At 49.1% G+C, this 21427-nt stretch carries 19 protein-coding genes; 6 read left to right on the forward strand and 13 right to left on the reverse strand.

Annotated elements, in window-relative coordinates; translation table 11 throughout:
• Positions 1 to 149 precede the first annotated feature (149 nt).
• The 5 genes from KHS78_RS07350 to KHS78_RS07370 all read right to left on the reverse strand — a co-directional run bounded on the left by KHS78_RS07350 (position 150) and on the right by KHS78_RS07370 (position 5098).
• Entirely contained in the window at positions 150 to 692 is a 543-nt protein-coding gene (locus KHS78_RS07350) for a hypothetical protein (protein ID WP_246506209.1), read from the reverse strand.
• 154 nt (positions 693 to 846) lie between these two features.
• The gene (locus KHS78_RS07355; RefSeq protein WP_211826747.1) at positions 847 to 1833 is read right to left on the reverse strand and encodes a hypothetical protein; all 987 of its coding nucleotides are present in this window, start codon (positions 1831 to 1833) and stop codon (positions 847 to 849) included.
• Between the two features lie 77 nt (positions 1834 to 1910).
• A complete protein-coding gene (locus KHS78_RS07360; RefSeq protein ID WP_211826749.1) occupies positions 1911 to 2156 on the reverse strand; it encodes a hypothetical protein in 246 nt (81 codons plus the stop codon).
• Positions 2157 to 2276: 120 nt separating this feature from the next.
• Positions 2277 to 2822, reverse strand: coding sequence for a carboxypeptidase regulatory-like domain-containing protein (locus tag KHS78_RS07365; RefSeq protein ID WP_211826751.1), 546 nt, complete (start codon positions 2820 to 2822; stop codon positions 2277 to 2279).
• A gap of 104 nt (positions 2823 to 2926) precedes the next feature.
• Positions 2927 to 5098 (reverse strand): Z1 domain-containing protein, encoded by a 2172-nt coding sequence (locus tag KHS78_RS07370; RefSeq protein ID WP_211826754.1) that lies wholly within the window; start codon positions 5096 to 5098, stop codon positions 2927 to 2929.
• A 761-nt stretch (positions 5099 to 5859) separates the two neighbouring features.
• Here KHS78_RS07370 and KHS78_RS07375 point away from each other — a divergent pair.
• The 3 genes from KHS78_RS07375 to KHS78_RS22260 all read left to right on the forward strand — a co-directional run bounded on the left by KHS78_RS07375 (position 5860) and on the right by KHS78_RS22260 (position 9211).
• Positions 5860 to 6273 carry a hypothetical protein gene (locus KHS78_RS07375; protein WP_211826756.1) on the forward strand — a complete coding sequence of 138 codons (414 nt, stop codon included), beginning with the start codon at positions 5860 to 5862 and terminating at the stop codon, positions 6271 to 6273.
• 275 nt (positions 6274 to 6548) lie between these two features.
• Positions 6549 to 8930 carry an ETS domain-containing protein gene (locus KHS78_RS07380; RefSeq protein WP_211826758.1) on the forward strand — a complete coding sequence of 794 codons (2382 nt, stop codon included), beginning with the start codon at positions 6549 to 6551 and terminating at the stop codon, positions 8928 to 8930.
• Positions 8927 to 9211: an IS1 family transposase gene (locus KHS78_RS22260; protein WP_211826760.1), complete on the forward strand. Its 285-nt coding sequence runs from the start codon at positions 8927 to 8929 to the stop codon at positions 9209 to 9211. Before KHS78_RS07380 ends, KHS78_RS22260 begins: the two co-directional genes overlap by 4 nt.
• Positions 9212 to 9215: 4 nt before the next feature.
• Here the strand turns inward: KHS78_RS22260 and KHS78_RS07390 are convergent, their stop codons facing one another.
• Both KHS78_RS07390 and KHS78_RS07395 read right to left on the reverse strand, forming a co-directional pair.
• Positions 9216 to 10400 (reverse strand): TDT family transporter, encoded by a 1185-nt coding sequence (locus tag KHS78_RS07390; RefSeq protein ID WP_211826763.1) that lies wholly within the window; start codon positions 10398 to 10400, stop codon positions 9216 to 9218.
• 580 nt (positions 10401 to 10980) lie between these two features.
• Positions 10981 to 11526 carry a peroxiredoxin-like family protein gene (locus KHS78_RS07395; protein WP_246506211.1) on the reverse strand — a complete coding sequence of 182 codons (546 nt, stop codon included), beginning with the start codon at positions 11524 to 11526 and terminating at the stop codon, positions 10981 to 10983.
• Positions 11527 to 11669: 143 nt separating this feature from the next.
• Here KHS78_RS07395 and KHS78_RS07400 point away from each other — a divergent pair, with 143 nt between their 5' ends.
• Complete coding sequence (locus tag KHS78_RS07400) at positions 11670 to 12110, forward strand: hypothetical protein (RefSeq protein WP_211826764.1); 441 nt, start codon at positions 11670 to 11672, stop codon at positions 12108 to 12110.
• Positions 12111 to 12215: 105 nt separating this feature from the next.
• Here the strand turns inward: KHS78_RS07400 and KHS78_RS07405 are convergent, their stop codons facing one another.
• The 4 genes from KHS78_RS07405 to KHS78_RS07420 all read right to left on the reverse strand — a co-directional run bounded on the left by KHS78_RS07405 (position 12216) and on the right by KHS78_RS07420 (position 15648).
• A complete protein-coding gene (locus KHS78_RS07405) occupies positions 12216 to 12794 on the reverse strand; it encodes a bifunctional 4-hydroxy-2-oxoglutarate aldolase/2-dehydro-3-deoxy-phosphogluconate aldolase (RefSeq protein ID WP_211826766.1) in 579 nt (192 codons plus the stop codon).
• A gap of 68 nt (positions 12795 to 12862) precedes the next feature.
• Positions 12863 to 13528 carry a helix-turn-helix transcriptional regulator gene (locus KHS78_RS07410; RefSeq protein ID WP_211826768.1) on the reverse strand — a complete coding sequence of 222 codons (666 nt, stop codon included), beginning with the start codon at positions 13526 to 13528 and terminating at the stop codon, positions 12863 to 12865.
• Positions 13529 to 13718: 190 nt separating this feature from the next.
• Positions 13719 to 14657: an ornithine cyclodeaminase family protein gene (locus KHS78_RS07415; RefSeq protein ID WP_211826770.1), complete on the reverse strand. Its 939-nt coding sequence runs from the start codon at positions 14655 to 14657 to the stop codon at positions 13719 to 13721.
• Complete coding sequence (locus KHS78_RS07420; RefSeq protein ID WP_211826773.1) at positions 14641 to 15648, reverse strand: threonine/serine dehydratase; 1008 nt, start codon at positions 15646 to 15648, stop codon at positions 14641 to 14643. The genes KHS78_RS07415 and KHS78_RS07420 overlap by 17 nt, the downstream gene beginning before the upstream one ends.
• A 200-nt stretch (positions 15649 to 15848) precedes the next feature.
• On the opposite strand from KHS78_RS07420, the gene KHS78_RS07425 reads away from it, so the two are divergent.
• The gene (locus tag KHS78_RS07425; protein WP_211826775.1) at positions 15849 to 16724 is read left to right on the forward strand and encodes an alanyl-tRNA editing protein; all 876 of its coding nucleotides are present in this window, start codon (positions 15849 to 15851) and stop codon (positions 16722 to 16724) included.
• A gap of 43 nt (positions 16725 to 16767) precedes the next feature.
• Here the strand turns inward: KHS78_RS07425 and KHS78_RS07430 are convergent, their stop codons facing one another.
• On the reverse strand, positions 16768 to 18105 hold the full coding sequence (locus KHS78_RS07430) for an SGNH/GDSL hydrolase family protein (protein WP_211826777.1): 1338 nt from the start codon (positions 18103 to 18105) through the stop codon (positions 16768 to 16770).
• Between the two features lie 166 nt (positions 18106 to 18271).
• Between KHS78_RS07430 and KHS78_RS07435 the strand changes: the two genes are divergently transcribed.
• The gene (locus KHS78_RS07435; protein WP_211826778.1) at positions 18272 to 19951 is read left to right on the forward strand and encodes an aspartate:alanine antiporter; all 1680 of its coding nucleotides are present in this window, start codon (positions 18272 to 18274) and stop codon (positions 19949 to 19951) included.
• 21 nt (positions 19952 to 19972) lie between these two features.
• Here the strand turns inward: KHS78_RS07435 and KHS78_RS07440 are convergent, their stop codons facing one another.
• Positions 19973 to 21382, reverse strand: a complete 1410-nt coding sequence (locus KHS78_RS07440) for a TolC family outer membrane protein (RefSeq protein ID WP_211826780.1) — start codon at positions 21380 to 21382, stop codon at positions 19973 to 19975.
• Between the last annotated feature and the right edge of the window lie 45 nt (positions 21383 to 21427).

Below are 21427 nucleotides of genomic sequence, written 5' to 3' on the forward strand. Positions count from 1 at the left end.
CATGTACGGAGAGCTTTATGAAACACTTTTTGAGCCGAATAAAGTCTCAGATTTCACATAGAATCGCCATTTTCTGATTATTTTTTAATCAAGTGTTTTGAAAAATCAACGAAATAAGGCTTTTCTACAGTCTCGTTATACGGTGGTGATTAGTTAACTGAGATATCCTTCACATCGATTTTTTCAAGCTCAGAAAGCAGGTTTTTGATATTTTCTTTACCTGATCCTTCATTGGCCAGTCGCAACCTTTCTACGCCATAAAACGCATCGTTTACTGTTGCTGTATAAGGTGCAACGACTGTTTTTTCAAATACTATGTTATTAGTCTGTGTATCAGTGAGCTTATATTGAATATGTGTGGTAACAGTAAAGTCCAGACCAAACATTGGTTGATCAACCTCTATCAGATCTGCTGTTAAAACATATTTTCCTTCTTCAGCATAAAGCCCTTGCATCTCTAGAGATTCTTTAAGTGCTGACTTGAACATTTCATTGCTAATTTCTGAAGTCCAAGCTGGGTTTGTTTCTTCGCCACCCACAACTTCATTGACACTCACTTGCTGCTTAAGTTCTGGAGCATACGTCTTATTTGAAAAATCAGAATAAACCATATTCTCCATTTTCGCGCCAGTTGCACAGCCAGCGAGAAAAATTGCGAAGACGACTGTTGAAAATAGTTTAATCTTATTCATTGCTTTACTTCGATTTCGATAGTATTTCTAAAGTTAAATTGAAAGACTTTTTTCTTAATGCCTTATTTACTCATTACTACCTCCATGTAGAGCTGTATAACGTCTACATCAGCCGCTGCCGAAGACGCTCACAGTTTTTTTTGTTAGGCTTCAGTTATTTCCATGTAACTAACTTTAACAATTCAGCAATATTCTCGGCAGTATCAATTTTCTCAATATAACTATCTAGGTTAAGAATCCTAGCACCCATGATCCCACCACTAGATATTTTTTTGAACGATGTCAATTTAGGCGAACCACAGAAAAATCTATGGCCAGTTCTTACATCGTAACCACATTCACTTTTAGCCGCATCAATGATCGACATTATTTTTTCATCATAGTCATTTGTTTCACGACCACTGACCAATTTTTTATCGAAGTTTCCATCAATAAAATTAACATCAAAAACGGAGTCTAGCTCCCAGATTGCTTGTACTCTTTTCTGCTTGTAGACTCCTATAAATCGATGATTTGAGTAACCTCGATCTGAAGGTTGAAAGTAAACACCATATTGTTTATTTATCTTTATACTTTCACCACAAGGTACTATTCTCAACATTTTTCGAGTTTGATCAAACAACCCAACATCATTACAATATTCTTTGTAGTCAGAAACCAACTCATTCATTTGATATTCGTATTCTTGGAATAGACCATCACAAGCATTACATACCTCCTCATATGTGATATTTTTAAAAGTGACAGATGGATGCTCTTTCTTGACACTCGTTCTTAATGACTCATCTTCTGATTCAGAAATTCTACTTTTAGTAAGCAATAGTAAAACTTGCATTTCTTCTTGCCTGAAGCTTGATGCATGCCTTAAAAGTTGTGATTTACTTACTCCAGAGTCTACTTTTGACTCAATTAAAATCTTAAAACTTCTTTGAATTATTGACGCATCTGGAATGGAATCTCCGTCTCGAACTTGTTGAGTAATTTCAACACCGATTTCTACAGAGTCATCTATCAAATTACTCAAAAATATAGAAGCTTTGGCTGGTGAATATTGGTAAACCCTTGAAAACAACTGCAACGTATTATTTGTTACTGTGTTTTCTACAGACGAATATCTCTGAAAATAATGAATTTTTGACATAGTTTACTCGGTGTTGAGTTGAAACCCCACACGAATGAATGGTTATGTTTTTTATTTAGCACAATGCACTAACTGACTTACCAGAATGGATAGCATTTAAAAGCAGATTGACGCCTTATATTTTTTATATCTTTGCTGGAAAAGGGAATGCGGCCAATACCATCTTTATCAGTATGGAATCCTGTAATATATCGGCTGCCTCGAACAACTAACCGATAATAGGTTTTTCCATTTTTAAGTTTTACATCAATCCAATGAACATCCATAGCCATGGCAGGACCAAGCTTATGAAGCATTTCTTGTGGGATTTCAATTTTGCTCATAATACAGTGGATATTAACGCCTTGCTAAGCCGACCGTGAACTTCCCCCGTTTTAGTGATTTGGCTGTCCACTAAAACGGGGGAAGTTCACTGTCCGCTGGAATTTTTTGTTATGTGCGGGTTATTTTTTTGTGAGGATATAGTTTTGTACTGAACTTTTAACTACACTGATTTTCTTAGAGATAGTACCTCCGTGACGCTGCAAGGCACCTTGATAGCCTGTTGCTGCTTCCCAGAATACTTGAGTTGTAAGGTAATATTCCCCCGCTGGAACATTGTTGAATGCGAACTTCCCATCAGCATCCGCTGTAGTCGTAATTATATAATTATTATATTGCGGATCTGGCTCAGAAAGAGGTGTATTTTGAATATATGCTATTTGATACCACTGATTACTGTACGCTGTAACTGGATTTAGCATAACCTCATTGCCAGCTGCCTTTTTGACATCACCACCTCTAGTTTTTAGAAAAGCCTGCCCTGTAACTTGAGCAGTTCCTTCCTTAGAGAGAAGTTGATATTCAGCTATTGGAAATGGGATTCTCTGTACAGTCCCAACGTTTGTATGTTGTACAGCACAACCTGTTAGAAGTGTAATAAAGAGTATTGTAATTAGCGGATATTTAATTTTACAGCTCTCAAAATAAAATTCTGCGTATTTTACCACAGAGTTTTCTCGATGGTGACTGGATTATTTTGAGTGTTGGAAGCACATAACGCCTGCATCAGGTGCGCCGTAGGCGTCACCTGGATGCACTTGTTACACGCGTATTAGATGTCGTAGTTGTGAGTCTCATCAGCGTAAATAGTAATAGGAATATCACCTGCTGCGTAAACAAGTGGCCAATAAAATTCCGCTCCTCGCCAGTTTAATTCTTCACTACCTATCTGTCTAAATAGAGCAAGAACAGGAGATGACTTTCCATGCTTACGAGCTTGACGGCCTTCAGTTTTTGCAGTATCAGGAGTTGCAACATACTTGGTATGCGACCCTTCTCCCGCCAAGCGATTATTTTTGCGGCCAGTTAGCCACATGCATTGCATCACTTCAGGAGTTGTTGAGTTGTTGACCATGTACTTAATGGCATTTTTTAAGCCATTCCAATCAAAGGTATAACCTTCATCTTCACTCATGACTATAGCTTCACTTGCTAAGTCAATAATTTGTAGGGCTATTTCGGTTTTGATTTCAAAAGGCTCTTTTTGTGGACCTTTAGGGTGAGCTTGCTCAAGAAGCCTATCAATTTTTTTGGTGATATTTTTTGTTATTGTCTTGTTCTTAGTTTGGAATCCAACAGGGATTATTCTTTTATATGGTTTTAATGTTGTTGTTTTAGAAAGCATTATCTTGTTTGGGCTGCATGGCCTTACAATACCATTCGTAGACCCTTGTATAAAAGCAACTCCTTGGTCAGGAACTTTACTAAACTGCTCTCTTAATGCGATGTCACTCTCATGCATCTTTCTCATTGATGTATATATAGATTGTTCTGTATAAAAGCGAGTTACTGCTAAATCTTCGTGTGGTCTGTACCCAAACATTCGACAATGCTGTAATACGGTATCTTGTTGGAAGTTTTTTGGTTTTCTTCCATAGAAAAAACCAATTAGATTCCCGATTGTAATTCCACGATCAAGAATTTGACCCCCTATAAAGGTATTAAGTGGAGCTCTAAGTTTGAGTTGGCCACTATCATCCAGCATTGATTCAACTTGTTGCTCTGAGTTGACATTCGCTACTAGAAGTTGCTCGTCTTCCAATATTTCTTTGACTCTTTTCTTTACATCATCAATCGGTGGGAGGTAATCATTGTTAAGTAAGACTGATTTTTTAATATCAAGGTATGAAGTTGTAACAATATTTGTGAACAAATCAGAGTCTTTGCAAGACTCCTCAATTAAAGAATCATGAAGTGCATCAACAATTTCTTTTTGCCAGCTATGAGCTGATTTAGCTGTCTCTGTGTGAATGAGAAAACTGAATTTTCTTGGGGGCAAATCATTATGTTCGCATTGTAGTTGACGAATTGCTGCACCAATGATGAAATTTGAGACAGCCATTCTTAGGCCAGGGATAGCGTTAGAGTTAAGGGTATCATCTAGATTTATTTTCCTGCGATCTTTCTTTTTTAAAGCCAGCAATTCTTTTTCGGTAAGTTTGTGATGAAGATAAAAGGCAGTCGAATTTTCGTCTGCCGAGTCATCGAAATAAAAATCGCTACCGACGTAGGCTTCATTGACAGGTACTAATTCGGTAAAAGATGGTCTTACTGGCTTGAACAAAACACCATCAATTTCTATATCCTTTGGCTGCAAGTATAAAGCATAAGGTGTCGCTGTTACTTGAAGAAATGATACATCTTTTGCTATTTTCCTTAACTTATCTAATTCAATTGCGGTAAGGTTTGGTGTTAATTCTCCATCTTTCTTATTGTAACCTACGCTGGCATAATCAGCTTCATCATCAACTATAAGGGTTTTCTTAGAAAAGACCTGGTATTTTTCATCAGAAAACAATGTTTGCAATCTGCTTAAGTTATCTTTTTGTTTTTTTACTATTATTACAATCTTTTTCTTGAGCTCCCACTTTGTTAGTTTTTCTGGCATATTCATGATGTCATATATTTCAATGCAGTCATCATTTATGAATGGTTTGAAATCGTTCTTTATTCGAAGTTGTGTCTGAGTCGCTAAGGCTTTTGTGCCTTTTGTTAAAACAACAGATATTTCATAGCCATTATCAAAAGCTAATCCAATTATCGCCATGAAAGTCTTGGTCTTTCCTGACTGTATTTTTCCCAGAAGCATTCCAGGGTGGCTTCCGTACGTATCAATACTCTTAAGCTTTAATACGGTGTTTTCTATGCAAGTTTGTTCTTCTTTTGTATACGGAAACTGGGCAGATTCCAAAAAGTGATTGTAGTACTTTCCATTTGTATTCAAGGTAATCGTCCTAGGTTTGACTGATAATATATATAGTTTAAGATTTTACTGAAATCAGCAGTTAGTTCTATCCGTATTTTCTAGAGAGTTGGCACAATATAGTTTTTAGCGTGTAACAGAGGTTTATACGAACCGAGTTCGCATAACATACTGTCTATTTATTAAGTGTCTTTTATAAAAAATCAGGTATAACAACAAGATATATCTGGATTCTGCATTTTGATCATTTATCAACCAGTTCGCATTTCATAATTTTTTATCAAGTTCGCATAAAACAAGACTAAGCCCAAAAAAGCTTAAAAAATACATATAAAACATAACGTTATGCAAGCTGATAAAATCTGCATAGGCGAACTCAAGTCAAATCTCTGAGCATGATTTACGCATCACTCAACTCAAAAAGCCGTTGAACTGACCATTCACAAACACAAGACACGCTACCGCCCGAAGGAGTGGCACAGTCTGAAAATGACTGGCGGAGCATGGGCCTCGGTAGCTCGAAGTTGACTGGTTGTACAAAAAACGTCGTGTATGTAACCACATTTGATAGGGCAAGGGTATTGACCTAAACGACAGTTAAATTACGGAATGTACCCTGCACTCTCATTGGCAACCTGCGAGCTGGCAGTCACTATTCTGCCCAGCACAACCACTCAAAGCCCCTCTCTTAATTCCCCCTTAATTCTTCCCCCGTACGCTGCCTGCCATTACGCGATTTTTATTCTCCCATGGGACATCACACCAGAGAGGCTCAATCACTGATGGCATGCCAACACTGCGGCCATAACAGGCTGTCACCCGTCGCCCACAAAGACGCCAAGACCGGGGAACCCCTCACGGTTGCCCTGTGTGAACAGTGCGGGCTCGTCCAACAGACCCCACTGCCCACTGCTGAGGCGCTCACGGCCTATTACGCCCACCATTACCGGGTGGATTACAAGCAGGCCTACACGCCCAAACCCCGGCATGTGTACCGTGCGGGGAAAACCGCGCTGCAGCGCGTCGAGTTCCTGATGGCCGCCGGCTGTGCCGGGGGTGAACTGCTGGATATCGGCGCTGGCGGCGGTGAGTTCGTGTACCTGTCCAGCCGCGCCGGGTTTCCGCACCCGGAAGATCTCTACGTCAGCGCTAACCTAACCACGTTTACTAGTCGGCAATGTATCAGGGATAGTTGAGGGAGGGAGGGAGGGAGAGAGGCAGATATCACCATAAAGAGATCACGTTGAATCAACATCACTAAGGCACGCTTTCTTCGACCTAATGCATTTTGTTACCCACTCTGGCAGAAATAGTTAGCGTTTGGCGATCAATCCTGACGCCTTGAGTGAACAATGCGCCTTTTTTCTTTTCTTAACCATTAATGGCCTTTCGTGGAATATCGGTTAAGCACAATCAAAAACATCACTTTATACCGGGTAGCCGCCATCAACGGATAAGTAACGGAGTATTTATGGCACAACATCCCCTTCCTACAGCGATCACCACTGCAGTTCAATCATGGATGACCAGCGCTCCCCCTATATCAACCACCCAGCCATCCTATTTCAGTCAAGCGACAGGCAGTGATGTTACGCCCAACATTCCACTGCCACAGCGAAACCTCTTTGGTATCGACCCTGTCTACGTCGAACCAACTTCCGTAGATTCCTATGATATACCGATCTTTCTGGATCCACGGCTGGATAAGAGCGGTGAAAATGAGTGCAACCTGTCAGCAGCCATTCGGCAATCCTGCTCACATCCTGTGGACACGTATGACGCGGAAAGCAATCAGGCACTGATAGAATACCTATGTCGCCTGAACCAACTCGCTACTGTCAGACATGGAAAGGGCCCGCGCTGGAATCTACAACAGATAACCTGGGTGAACCAACATGATGTGTATGGTAATACGCCACTGAAATATGCTGCACGCTATGGTGTACTGTCCGCGATTAAACCTCTGATAACAGCTGGCGCGACACCGTTACGGGAAATCGGAAAAACGTCGTTACATGAAGCACTCTTTCAAAACAAAAGGTATACAGATGTCACCCGTATTCAAGTGTTACAGGAAATACTGGTAGCACTGCATGATGTTGCCCCGGATTCACTGGGTGATGTCATTAACAAGTACGCTGTCGAATTGCCTAAATATGATGACGGAAAAATAATAACCGATGTTTGTCTGCTTCAGAAAAGGGGCTATACCGTTCTGCAAGCCGTATTAGGTGACACCAGTATTAATCTTCCAAAGACTCAGGAACTGGTCAGACTCTTACTGTATTTTGGCGCAAACCCTTTATTACTAAACGAAAAAGATGAAACTGCGATTGATATGGCCTGCGAGTTTGAAGATCTTGAACAAACAACCATTCTTCAGGATTTACTCAATGCTGTGCCAACCTCAGAGCTTGATCGCATAAAAGTCTCCCCCAAGCATCAGACCCGAGCTCAAATGGAAACTATTCAAACCAAGATAAATATCAGAAAAGCCCCCCTACTCACCACTTTAGAAAGTCAACCAGTTGCATCCGGGGGCTTAGCCACTGCTCCCTTTGCAGATCAACCGACTCAGGCCCTGAGCAGCAAAGCCTCCCGTTCATCAATAACATCGACCTCCAGCCACTGGCAGCCCGAAGTATCATGTCCCCCTGTTCCCCCATACAAAACAGATAGCGCCGCTATGCCTCCTCCTGCCACTGTGCCCAGCCTGTTAACTGAGGGATTCACACAACCTTCATCATCAGTAATTGGCGTGACGGGTAGTGAACTCTCTTCACTTGAATCGCTGCAAGCCGTACCCCCTGAAGCGATCTTTGGCTCGCCTGCAAGCAGTGCTATTGTCAGTCAGCCAACGCCTTCATGTACTGTTGAAACAACCATCGCCGAGGAATCACAACAGCTACAGACTCCTATACCCATTTTCGTGGAGCAAGGAAGTTCGGAGCAAGAGAGTTTGGAGCAAGGTAACACAGAGCAATCCTACAAACCCCATTGCAGCCCCATCTCTCCTGCTACACCTCAAGCACAAATGTCATCGTATTTTAGTGGCACATGGGTTGGTGAAGCCGTCCGGAGACAAGAGCCATGGCCTGTACCCACGGCACCATCCTTCACTCTGCAAGATCCAAGACCCCGTCAGCCAACGCACACAATATCCAAAGCTCCGGAAAGCGATACTGAGACGGAATCTGTATCACAGGCGACAGAAGAAGAACCAGCTGATGGCACCTCGGAGCAAGATCTCGCGCGGTTACAACCGAAAAAGTTCTCCATGCGATTAGCATTCAAGCGCTCCTTATCGGAACAAGGCAAGCCATTAACCGATGAAGAAATCAAGCAAATTGCAGCAATTGAGGACATTGATGACGCACCCTGCGCCACTGCAGACGACACAGAAAGTGATACAGTGGATGAAGCAAAAACACCTCCCCCAAAGCGCAAGAGGGGGCGCCCCAGGAAGAAAGCATCTCAGGAAACCACGGTGACACAGCCGTCAACACAGGGCAAACGCACTCTAGTGCTTGATTTCCTCATAGAAGAATTGCAAAAAGGTGACCTCATTTATTGGCAAAAGATGATGGAACACGGCACATTCGTTATGAATCAAGATGTTCATGAAAAGATAGCCACGCGCTGGGGAATGAAAAACCCTAAAGAAACAAAGGACCCAATGAATTATGCGAAGTTTGCAAGATTATTAAGGCAAAAATACGAAAGTGGCATCATTGAGCATTTAACGATTGCAGGACAAGAACAGAAAAGCAGCTTCCGGAGTCCTTACTATAAAATCAATATACATCATGAAGATGTGAAACCTTTCATAACTAAGCATGGTGTTAAGTTTTGATAATCATCACAATTGATGACTGGCATCCATACAGCACGGAACGGTCAGAAAAGAGCCTGGTTGGCTGCAAGCGCCTTACCCACAATATTGAAAGAAACAACCTGACACTATCGCACCTGATCAAGCGATTGAATCGAAAAACCATCTGTTTCTTCCGTTCAGAGGAAACACGTGGCAAAGTCATCGGCGAGTTCATATCCTGGTATGTGGTATCAACCTGTATGAAACATGACCAGAATATTTATCTGACTCACTCTAGAAACCAGGGACAAATAGCCTAGGCACTCACCCTTTCATGGGTTTAACCGGCACACTGGACGGCACCGGATGCCTCAGAATATGCCCCTGCATGATCCCCCTGGTGGTACCAAATGCCGCCAGGCACCAGGCCAGCAACAGCGCCACATAGTAAAGTACGCTGGCCCACTGAAACAGCGGTGAACCTGTGTGGTGCGCCAGCTGGGCCATGCCGGTGACACAGGTACCCACCGGGAACGTAAACGACCAGTATGTGAGTGCAAAACGCATATGCCGACGCCTCGCCCGCAGGGTCAGGAGCATGGCAAGGCACGTCCACAGCACAATAAATCCAAACACCGGGATACTGTAAAGCACCGAAAACACTTCAAACCCTTTCGCGATAGCTTCAGGCACGGCCCCTATCGCTACCGTGCCTAAAATCCCGGCAGCGGTCATCGATTGCCCCAGTGGCCCCAGGACAATCCATAACGTCGGCACACGTGATGAACCGGAGGTTCCATGGTGAGCAAGACGACTCCAGATCATCACGATGATAATAAACGCAGCAATCAAGCTCAGACCAAACAGGCTGAAGCAGACATAAAACAGGGTTTCACGCAAAACACCCACCGGCGCATAGGGCACAAGAATGGCGCCGATCGCCGCAGACACCATAGGCGGCACCACCGGCATCAGCCAGCCACCAAATGCCGAGTCGGGTGAGACTTCAAAATGGGTAAACAAGCGAAAAGGAATAATGACCGCCGTCGCCAGGCCCAGCAACGTCCCGATAAACCACAGTACCCAGGCAATATTCACGGCCAGCGCCTGCCCTAAATACGGCGCCCCGACCAATACCGTGCCACCGGCAATCGTCAACATCGCCATGGGTGGTGCGCCATAGAACTGCACCATCGTGGGATCATTAAAATGCTGTTTCCATACCCCTTGGTGCTGAACCAGCGGATTCAATGTCGCCAGTAGCAAACCGACCAGCATCGTACTGGCAAGTATCCAGACAACCACGGAAAACACATGCAGTTGATCAGAAAACAGCGGCAGTGAGGCGGCGGCATTGGCGATAATGCCGGTACCCATCACCGAGGCAAACCAGTTGGGCCCCATAGCGAAATCGCGCGAGCCTCCGGTACTGGAATAAAAGAACCGTTTCCACCAGAAGCCCTTGAGTTCGACGTTTTTTACCGCTTCATCGCCATTATCATCATTCATACACACCTGCCGTTTTACCGAATCTAACCGCTGCTCGGCAACATACATTTCAGGTTAGAGTGGCCGTTGTGACCGGAACAGTCTGTCGGAATGCCACCGGGCTGATGCAACATGTGCAACAGACTTACCAGTGTAGACGTCAAACACTCCCCTCTGTTCACAGTAGCGAATCGACGGTCAAAGGCACGGGGATCATCAAGACCTGCGTGCTCCGGTGAGCGAAGCCGGCATGATCAGTCTGCTACGAGCCGCATCTATCATGGGTAATCGACTGATACAGTTTAATGACAGAACTGCTGCGCAACGTGCAAAAGAACCCTGAAACCTACTGGGGGCTGCTGGTTCGTGTGCTGGCTACAGCGTCATTTATCGAACGGTAATAAGAGCTTCAGGATGAAATCATCAGCCGCACTATGCCGAAAAAAGCCAGTAAGCAAATGCTCACACCGATCCAGACCCTATTAAAACCGGGGCAATGTTAACAGGACTATATCGTCTGATCTGACAGTGACCTGAACAGCTTTACTGTCAGATCTAACGTTTCATTTGCTTTATATGACTTCACAAAAGCAGCGACTTACTAACCGTACGAATAAGTACCCCGAATGGGATAGTGGTGTTCCGGATTTCTGATCCATTCCAATCCGGAAACCAGCGCCTCAATATCCGGCCGCACAAATGGGTTGTTGGCAATATCCACGACCTGAATATTGCCTGCCTCATTCACTACGAACAGGCCGGGCTCAGCAAAGTTATGGTCAGTTTCCTGCTCGGAACGGGGTACCGATATGTATAAGCCCAGCATTTGCATTGCCTCTAATGGCAAGCCATAGCCCAGTGGAAAGGTAACCGACAGTTTTTCCCTGTGCGATTCAAGCTGCTCGCGGGAATCTGCCGATACCGCTACCAAGTCAATACCAATAGCAGCCAGCCGATCCTTAAAACCTTCCAGCTGGTTTAGGAATCTGGTACACAATGGGCAGTGTCGTCCACGGTAGACCACCACCATCTGCCAGATCGCTTCGCCTCGCGGCTGCCCCAGGTGCAGTGCCGCATCATCCAAGGTCTTCACGGTGATAGCCGGAAACGCACTGCCGGCATTCAGTTTGAGGGAAGTGGTCATCATAGGCCTCCGGTTACAGATACTGGAAGCGGTGGACAAAACAGCCTCCATCCCAACCATGACTGTGATACAAAATCATTATTTCGGCCAATGATGATTGCATGCGGGTGGTTTAAAACAGGCAATACGCATGTATGGGGGAATGTATGCTATTACTTCGCTGTTTTTTCACATTGTGCCTGTTAGGCATGTTCAGTTCGACCAAGGCCAATGATCAGACCATTGTCATTCCAATTGTCGAAGACTGTGAAGATATGCTGAACAATAACTATGTCCAGCAGGTTATTACCGCTGAGCCAGTGATACATGAATTTGATATCAGGCTCGAACGTTTTGTTTACGGCCTTATCGGGTATGCAACGCTTCAAGCACCGGCATGGACAATACCTTCTCTGAAGAAGCAAATTGCTTCTTTGTACTCAAAATGCGATGGGACAGCATCTCGCGGCATTGTGCCTCGGGAGAATGGGCTGGTTTCTAATCTTCTTGTCGATGATCTGAACTTAATGGAAAAGTATGGAGATGGAAGAATTATCGTGATAGTCGACAAAGGAAAAGATGTCAGAACAATAAGACTTGATCCATGAGTAAGCTGCGGAAATAAGCAATTAGAAAACATATTATTAATATGTTTTTCACGACTTTACTGGGCAATATAACTTCCCATTGCAAGCCGAATCCATCATGGCAAGTCATATGACCGCATCCGATACCATCCAGGAACCGGAAACCGCTGCCACATTGGGAAGCGCCAGATAGTCTTGGGCATTAGCAGCAATAATGCCGCCTGACGGGCAAAAACGAACCTGTGGAAACGGCCCTCCGAACGCCTTCAGAACGGCAACACCACCAGACGCTTCAGCTGGGAAAAACTTCAGGCATTCGTAGCCGTGTGCCAGCGCCTGCATGATCTCGCTGGCGGAAGCCACACCGGGGATGAATGGAATCGTTTGGTTTCGGGCATGACGTAACAATGCTTCGGTCAGACCGGGAGACACTGCAAACTGAGCGCCTGCCTTCACCGCCTGATCATAATCCGCAGTATTAAGCACGGTACCGGCGCCCACCAGCACATCAGGAAAGGTACGGCGCATTTCCGTGATGGCATCCAGCGCAGCGGGTGTACGGAGGGTGACTTCCAGAGCAGAATACCCGCCCTCTATCAACGCGTTCCCTATGGAAACCGCCTGCTCCACGCTATCAACCACCAGCACCGGCAGGATGGGATGGACGGTCAGTATCTCGTCCGGCTCCAGTATCCATTGATTCATGAATCCCTTTCTCCCCCTCACGTTTATACGCACCTGGTGTTTTCAGGTACCTACCTGACCTGTCGATCCTAGACGTTTTCAGCGTCCTTAAGTTCCCGTAAATACTTGAAGACTGTTGCCCGTCCCATATTCAAGACATTGGCCACATAGTTCTGGGAGCTCTTCCCCTTGAACGCGCCATTGTTGTATAGCTCCGTCACCAGTGCCCGCTTTTGTGGATGCGAGAGCCTGGCCATCGTCAGCCCCTGCTGCATCAACCAGTGATGGATGAAGGTGTTGATGCGTTCCTGCCAGTCATCCTGGAACAGCTTATCCGGCTGCGGTACCAGTTGCGGGTGAGAAAGGAGTATGTCGAACGCCTGCTTCGCCTGTTCAAACACATCCAGTTTCATATTGATGCAAAGCAGCCCGATTGTACTGCCGGCATCATCCCGCAGCACAATACTGATGGAACGCTGCCTGCCGCCATCCCAACCGATTTTCTCATAGGGGCCGATGACCGTTTCCGGCTCTTCAGGCGCAATATCATCCAGGGAGGAGTCATCCCCCAGCGATCGTTTCGACAGGTTGTTGGCGATGTACACCACCTTCTGGGATGCGTAATCATGAATGATCGCCTCCACATAGCCGGAAAAGAGGGCAACGATGCCATCAGCCACAGGCGCATAACGTTCAAGCAACAGCGCCTCGGCACCGGATGTCTTTTTCTTACGCATGGATTCACTATGAGTCATGGATGAAAACAGGCCGGCCCTTCAGGCTGAGTGAAAACACCGGCGGTTTTCCAATAAACCAGTTGCTTCCCTGCCTCCCAGCGGGTCGGTACATTGGGCAACGCCCGAACACTATCCCTATCCCCACAGGGTTGCAAGGCAGCTGGCTGACGGTCATCCGCTTTATTTTCTTACGAGCCATTGACGCTGATTACGGCGCCCCGTTAGCAATACATGCGTCGTAGACCAGTGTGGCAATGATGATGTCCTGCACCGCTACGCCGGTATAGTCAGCGACAGTGAGCCTCGCAGCAGAAACATCATGTCCTTCCGCCAGTGCCTGTCCAAACGATACAGCTCGGGCTGCGACCGGTTCCGACGCATACTGGAGTTCGCCATGATCACGGCACTGGTCGTAGCTGTCCACCAGCAGCAGGTCCGCACGTTCCAGCACATTGGCACAGAGTTCCCGCTTGCCCAGGGAATCACAGCCGAAGGCATTCACATGGGCACCGGGTTTCAACCAGTCGGCATCCAGGTAAGCTTCCTTACTTGGCGTCACGGTTGTGATGATGTCCGCCTGTTGGCACAGAGACTCGATGTCTGACGCTGGTGTGACGGCTATATCGTAAGGCGCCAGCCGTTCAGCCAGTGAAGCAATCGAGGCCGGTTTACGATCAAAGGCGATCACCTGGTTGATGCCTAATGCCTGGCAGGTATCGCGTGTCTGGTAATACCCCTGAATGCCACAACCGACGATACCCATGGTTTTCGCCGACGGTGCAAACCGTTTGGCCATCATGGCACCGGCCGCCGAGGTTCTCAGGTCCGTCAGCAGGCCTTCATCCTGCAACAGTGCGAGTGGGAAACCGGTCTCAACATCGATCACCATCAGGCAACCAGAAGACGACGGCAGCCCCTTGCTCGGGTTCACATAACTGCCCGCTGCAATTTTGATCACCGCATAGGACGAGGTGGCAGCCCGACCATACTTCAGGTGCAGCTCGCCGTGGGGCAATGCCAGGTAACCCACCGGGGGAATATCGTACTGACCCTGGGCGTACTCACGGTAACCATCGGTAATGGCGGCCATCAGTGCCGACAGGGACGGCAGGTTGGCTTCGATGTCCGCTTTAGTGAGTATTTTCATGGTGCTCGCCCCCGCTGTTGATAACCCCCTGGAACACGACATCCGTGATGTTCTGTCCACACAGCACCACCACAACCGTTTTCCCCTGGTAATGCGCCTTCGCCTGCAGCAATCCGGCCACCGCAACACCCGCCGCACCTTCAATGACATACCCGTGCGCGCTATGCACGAGGCGCATGGCGTTGGCAATCGCGTCTTCGGAAACGGTCAGGGTTTTCGTAATGGTCGCTTGGCACAGGGGCAGGGTAATAGCATCATCATCAATCCCCCCGGCAGTGCCATCGGACAGGGTGTCCTGCTCTTCAACCTCAATGACCTTGCCTGCCCGCAGGCATTCCAACATGGCGGGGGCGTTGGACGGCCAGCATCCGACAATCTCGACATCCGGTTTCACCGCAAGGGTGTTGGCGCCCAGGCCGCTGATCAACCCACCGCCGCCGACACTGGCAAACACAGCCTCGACATCTGGCAGATCAGACAGGATTTCGCGCCCGATGGTGCCCTGTCCGGCAATCACATCAGCATGGTTGTAGGGGCTGACGTAACAAAGCCCCTGCTCACGGGCGTCCCGTGCCGCGACCTTTTCTGCCTGATCACTGCTGCCCGGCACCTTGACCAGCTTGGCCCCGGTGGCCAGGATTTTCTGTTCCTTCGTCGGGCTGATGGATTCCGGGACATAAATCGTCACCGGGATACCCAACGCGGTCGCGGCGGTTGCCGTGGCGGCGCCATGATTGCCGGAACTCGCCGTTAATACGCCCTTGACCCGATCCTCAGGCGCTAACCGCAGCATGGCGCTGACCGCCCCCCGGATCTTGAAGCTGCCGGTGGTCTGTGCATTCTCACACTTCAGGTACACCTTGCAGCCACTCAGCGCTGATAACGGCTCTGAATAGATCAAGGGTGTCTTCACAACCCGGCCATCGGCATAAAAATCCGCATCCGGCAGGGCCTCGGTCTTCGCCACAATGGCTTGTCTGTCTACGGACATTCTGACATCTCCAAACTACCAAAATAAATACTTTTATGTATACTATGGACTTTATAGTACACGGTAGATTTTGAGTGTCAATCGCACTGAAACGTTGGATCATGTGCCCAACGCGTACGGACAGGTATCCGAGTCTCCATCAATTTCAGTGATGCCTGGCGCTCAAAAACAGTGTCCGTTCAACGACATCAGGTAACTTCATGACCACCCACTTACCAAAAGCCACACTCATTCGTTATCCCCAGGGGGAGACCAACGCCACGGGAACCGTAACGAAGACCGTACCCCTGGACGACAACCGGAGCGCCATATTGGTGGACAACACCCCCTTCCATCCGGTCGACTACCAGTGGCCGGATCAGCCCGGCGACCGTGGCGAGATACACTGCGATGGGATGGTTTACCCCATCGTATCCTGCCTCACTGGCGCCATTAATCTGGAAGATGACGCGCTTTACCTGGATACCGATATCCCGGTCAAAAAAGGCGCTGACGGCTGGTGTTTTGTAGTCGTGCATGTGGTTGAAGGTACACCGGATCTGGCCGGCAAAACGGTTCAGCTTCAGGTGGATGCATCCTACCGTCATGCCCTGGATTGCGGCCACAGCGCCTGCCATATCACCGCCCTGGCGTTAAACCGCGCCCTCCAGGGTTACTGGAGAAAAGACCCGGGACGACACGACGCCCTGGGACAGATCGATTTTGACCAGCTGGCCATCACCCAATCATCCATCGGTGAATACCAGAGCACTGACCGCTATCGCTGCGGCAAATCACTGAAGAAAAAAGGCCTGTGTGCAGCGGATCTGTTCACCGATTTAAACAACATTGAGCAAGCCGTTAACCAACAGCTGGCTGCCTGGCTCGCAGAGGGTGGTGAGATCCATGTCCGTTGCGAAGGGGAGACACTGACTGACCGTCGATACTGGGAATGCCAGCTGGGTCAGGAAAACAAGGTTGTGATTCCCTGCGGCGGCAGTCATGCGACCACGCTGGGAGCACTCGGGAACGTCTCGGTGTCGATGCACCCGCTGGATGAACAAACGTTTGAAGTCATCACCCGCTGTCAGCTATAACCCAAACAGGGCATACGCCCTGTTGGATGGTTTGATCATCCTGTCATAACCAGCGCGCTATCGGCTCCGGTGCAGTGATCAGCGGTTGAGCGGCGGTTGTCGAACAGGCTATACCGTTTTTCTGCAACAACTCACAGGCATACAGAGCGATTTCATAATGGGTATGGGCGCTGGGATGCACCGTATCGAAGAAGAAATGCTCATCCGGATTGGAACACATGCCTATGCCCTGCCCATCCGCAGCGGCACTGGCAACGTGGGCAGCATCCGCCAGCGACGGATTCTGGAGAATATGATTCACCAGGGATTCTTCTGCGCTCTCTTTACGTCTGTTAACGGTTGGCAACCCGGGCGTACTGTCCAGGCAGGCTTTATCCGTGACAATGCCTCGCTGGGCAGCACCGGCCAAAAGCTGGTTCAGCATGGCGGCAGCGTCCAGCTCAATCAACGCAACATCCGGATAACGGGTTCGCAACTGGGCCAGTGACTGTTTCAGCTCACGGTTATTGGTTTCAATGGCATTCGCCATCCACGTCTGAAGATGCTTTGACGCCTCACGATAACGGGGGGTCAGACTGATATCCGGCAGGTTAATCACCACCACATGTTTCGCGCCCAGCCGAATCAGTCGTGTGATATCCGCCGTGTATTTGTTCACCACCTGTTGCGAATCGGGCCACTGGTTGAGGTAGTCATTAGCACTGTTGAAGAAAATCACCAGCGTTGAGTCACTGTCGACCGTACCAGTCTGATCTGCCCAGGCACTGACGATCAGCCCTTCACACGGCGGCACCAGACTACCGGAGACAAACTCCTCGGCCATACTTTCCGGACCGCTGCAGATATGCATCAAGTCACCCAGGTGATCCATCTTTTGAGTGGGGCACAGCGTCCAGCTGCCGGCCATGGCCCGGTTATCCAGTTCGGCGCCCAGCATCCGGTAAAGGTAGAGTGGCCAGACGCCCTTGTAATCGGTACCGCCGGTAAACATGCCGGTCAGGTAATAATGTGGATCAGGCAATATCGGGATCGGCAGCGTTTTTGTCATATCCAGAAAGGCAGTGAGCGCATGCTTTTCCAGGCTGGTTAACTCATCCCTCAACCACTCGTGGTGGGTCAGTTCCGCATAGCCCGGCACATCCTGCTTCAGAGCATTATTCAGGAACGGCTGCAGATTCATCATCGGCTGGCCATTCACCGTATTCCCCTTCAGGGTATTTAACAGCTTCCAGGTGGAGTAAGTGCCATTGCTGTCAGAAAGACTGTCGCCAAACACCAGAACCTTTTTGACCTGAAGCTCATCCGCCTGACTGCCAATAGGCAGGCAAAAAAACAAAAACAGCGCAAGGAGCCAACGAGCCCCAGCAAGTAAAGCTTTCATGATAAGGATCCTGAACAACCCGGTTCGTTTATGAAAGTAGTCGTATAAACCCGGTTGCTCCATTCACATTGCACCAACGCAACAGTCGTGATTTACCGCATGGCATTGGCGTTCCAACAGGAATACTATGTCGCAATTTTTTTGAGCTACTGACCGGATCCCTGCCGTGACTATCGACCTTCTGGCGCTCCTCAACCAGAGTTCTGAGCTACTCCTGTTTGTTATCCTCGGTATTGGTTTGCTGATTGGCAAACTGTCGATTGGCACCTTTAAACTCGGGGCGACGATCGGGGTACTGGCCACCGCGCTGGCGTTCGGTGAGATGGGATTCTATCTGCCGCCCGGTATTGAAAGCGTCGGTTTCATGGTCTTTATCTTCTGTGTTGGCATTGAAGCCGGGCCCCACTTTTTCAGCGTCTTTCTGCGGGATGGCAAGTACTATGCGTCACTGGCCTTGTTCCTCACCGGCACCGCCTTCGGCCTGACCGTGCTGATGTCAAAACTGTTTGATTTTGACAAAGGCCTCACCGCCGGCCTGCTCGCCGGTTCACTGACCTCCACCCCTGCCCTGGTCGGTGCCCAGGAAGCCCTGAAAAGCCTTAGCAGCCCTGACGTGGTGGGGCAGCTCAGTAAGCTGCAAGACAACATGAGCATCGGCTATGCCCTGACCTACCTGGTCGGTCTGGTCGGTTTAATGCTGGTGGTTCGTTATCTGCCGCGCATTGCCCGTATTGACCTACCTGATGCCGCCAGCACCATCGCCCGGGAACGGGGAATAGACGACAACGAAAATCAGAAAACCTATCTACCCATTATTCGCGCCTACCGGGTCAGCAAGGATCTGGCGGCCGCCTTTGCGGGCCAGAACCTGCGTGAAGTCGGCATCTACCGGCGCACCGGTTGCTATATCGAAAGAATCCGACGCAAAGGCATTCTGGCCGAACCCGCCGGCGACGCCATGCTGCAGAAAGGTGACGAGATCGCCCTGCTGGGTTACCCGGACAGCCACGCCCTGCTCGATCCCCTGTTTCGTGAAGGCAACGAGGTCTTTGACCGGGATCTGCTCGACATGCAGATTGTCACCGAGGATATCGTGGTCAAGAACGATCAGCTGGCGGGCAAGCATCTCAGTGACCTGAACCTGACCGAGGCCGGCTGTTTTCTGAACCGGATTACCCGTTCCCAGATAGAGATGCCGGTTGAGCGAGACATTCTGCTAAACAAAGGGGATGTGCTACGCGTCAGTGGCGAAAAACGACGGGTGGCCGCCCAGGCGGACAAGATTGGTTTCGTCAGCATCCACAGTCGTGTCACCGACCTGGTCGCCTTTTCCACCTTCCTGGCCATTGGCTTGCTGATCGGGCAGATAACGCTGCGTTTCAACAACTATGACTTTACGATCGGTAATGCCACCGGCCTGCTGATTTCCGGGATCATGATGGGTTATCTCCGCGCCATGCACCCCACCATTGGCCATGTGCCGGAGGCAGCATTACGCCTGTTAAAAGACCTTGGGTTGCTGGTGTTCATGGTCGGGATCGGTTTGAATGCGGGGCGGGGTATTCTTGAATACATGGGCCAGGTCGGGCCTGTGATCATTGCATCCGGCCTGGTGGTCAGCACGGTGCCCGTTATTTTGTCGTATATCTTTGGCCGTTATGTCCTGAACATGAACCCTGCCCTGCTGCTCGGCGCCATTACCGGCGCCCGCACCTGCGCACCGGCCATGGAAACCGTGAACGACCTGTCCCGCAGCTCCATTCCCTCACTGGGCTATGTGGGCACCTATGCACTGGCTAACGTGTTGTTCACGGTGGCCGGCTCATTGATTGCCACGCTGTTCTGACAATACGTCAGACCCCTGTCGTTATCCTTCTTTGTATTCAGCAGATGTTACCGGACGCGCTTCATTGCTACCGGCAACATCCTGCTGAACTAACGGATCGGCACAAGGCCAATCGCCAACAAGACGAGTCTGTAACGCTGGCAACAATCGGCCCGTCGTATGCAGCAAACGATACTGGTCAATCATCAGGTCATGATCTGCCGTCGTATACCGATTCTGGGCCGCGAAGCTTTCCTGCTGACTGTCCAGCAAATCAATCAGTGTGCGTTTACCCACCAGAAACTGTTTTTCGTACAGGCTACGCGCACGATCAGCCAGCGAGACATGGTTCTTCAACGGTTTGAGTCGAGTACGGCCAAACTCAACCGCCACCCACGCCAACCGGACGGATTGTTCCATTTCCTCAATCTGATGCTGTCGACTTTCAATGGCCTCACTGACTTCATAGCTGGCCTGCTGTCGCCTGGCCATATCGGCACCGCCATTGAACAAGTTATAGCGGATGTTCAACAGCGCGGACTCATCATACTCCGTGCCTTTGACCCCATCCCTGTCCTTGGCCCAGGAGGTTCCCAGGGTAACGTCCAGCTCAGGCATATACCCGCTTTTGCTGGCGTCATAGACGGCTTCTGCCGCACGGATATCGGCATCGGCGGCCGCAAGCAACGGGTGACCTTCCATCAGTTGCTCAATCGCCAACGCCTGCCCGGCCGGCAACCCAGCGGCCAAAACGGGTCGGACAAATTCATCCGGTAACGCGCCAACCGCTTTCCGGTAATGGGTTCGGGCATTCCTTAGCGCAGCCTCTGCGCCAATCCGGTCAGCCTGGGCCAACATCAACCGCCCTTCTGCCTGGGCCAGATCGGCATCATTGCTGACGCCCTTCTCGCCCTGTTTCCGGATCAGGGCCACCAGCCGTAGGTGTTCATTGAGATTGATCCGGGCATGATCTCGCAGGGTCTGCGCCTTCAGAACATTGAGGTAAACCTCTGCCACCTCCAGCCCCAGGTTTTCGGCAGAGACACAGACCTGCTGTTCTGCCGCCTGTTGCCGGGCACGCTGTTGACTGACGTCACCCCGGGTCGCAAAGCCATCGAACAGCATCTGCCGGGCGACCAGAGAGGCCTCCCGCCGGGTTCGCACCTGTGACTTGTCATCCGCGTTGCCATTGCCATAAGCGGCAACCGTCGTTGTATTACGACTGTTCTCGTAACCAGCCGACGCATTGAGATCAAGGGTGGGCAGGTAACCGGCACGGGCTTCCTGAACTGATTCGCGCCTTGCATCGGCCACGGCCATGGTCATACGAAGTTCAGGATTGTCCCGTAATGCTTCTGCGACGGCTTCCTGCAACGTCATCGCCGAACTACTGCCAGCATACCCTGCCAACGTGACCGCCAGTAACCATTCCCTGATATTGGCGTGTTGCATGATCTCCGCCTCCTGCGTTGCAACCGGACTTTCGTGTAGTGTCTG

The organism is Kistimonas asteriae (assembly GCF_018263925.1).
GTDB classification, from domain to species: Bacteria; Pseudomonadota; Gammaproteobacteria; order Pseudomonadales; family Endozoicomonadaceae; genus Kistimonas; species Kistimonas asteriae.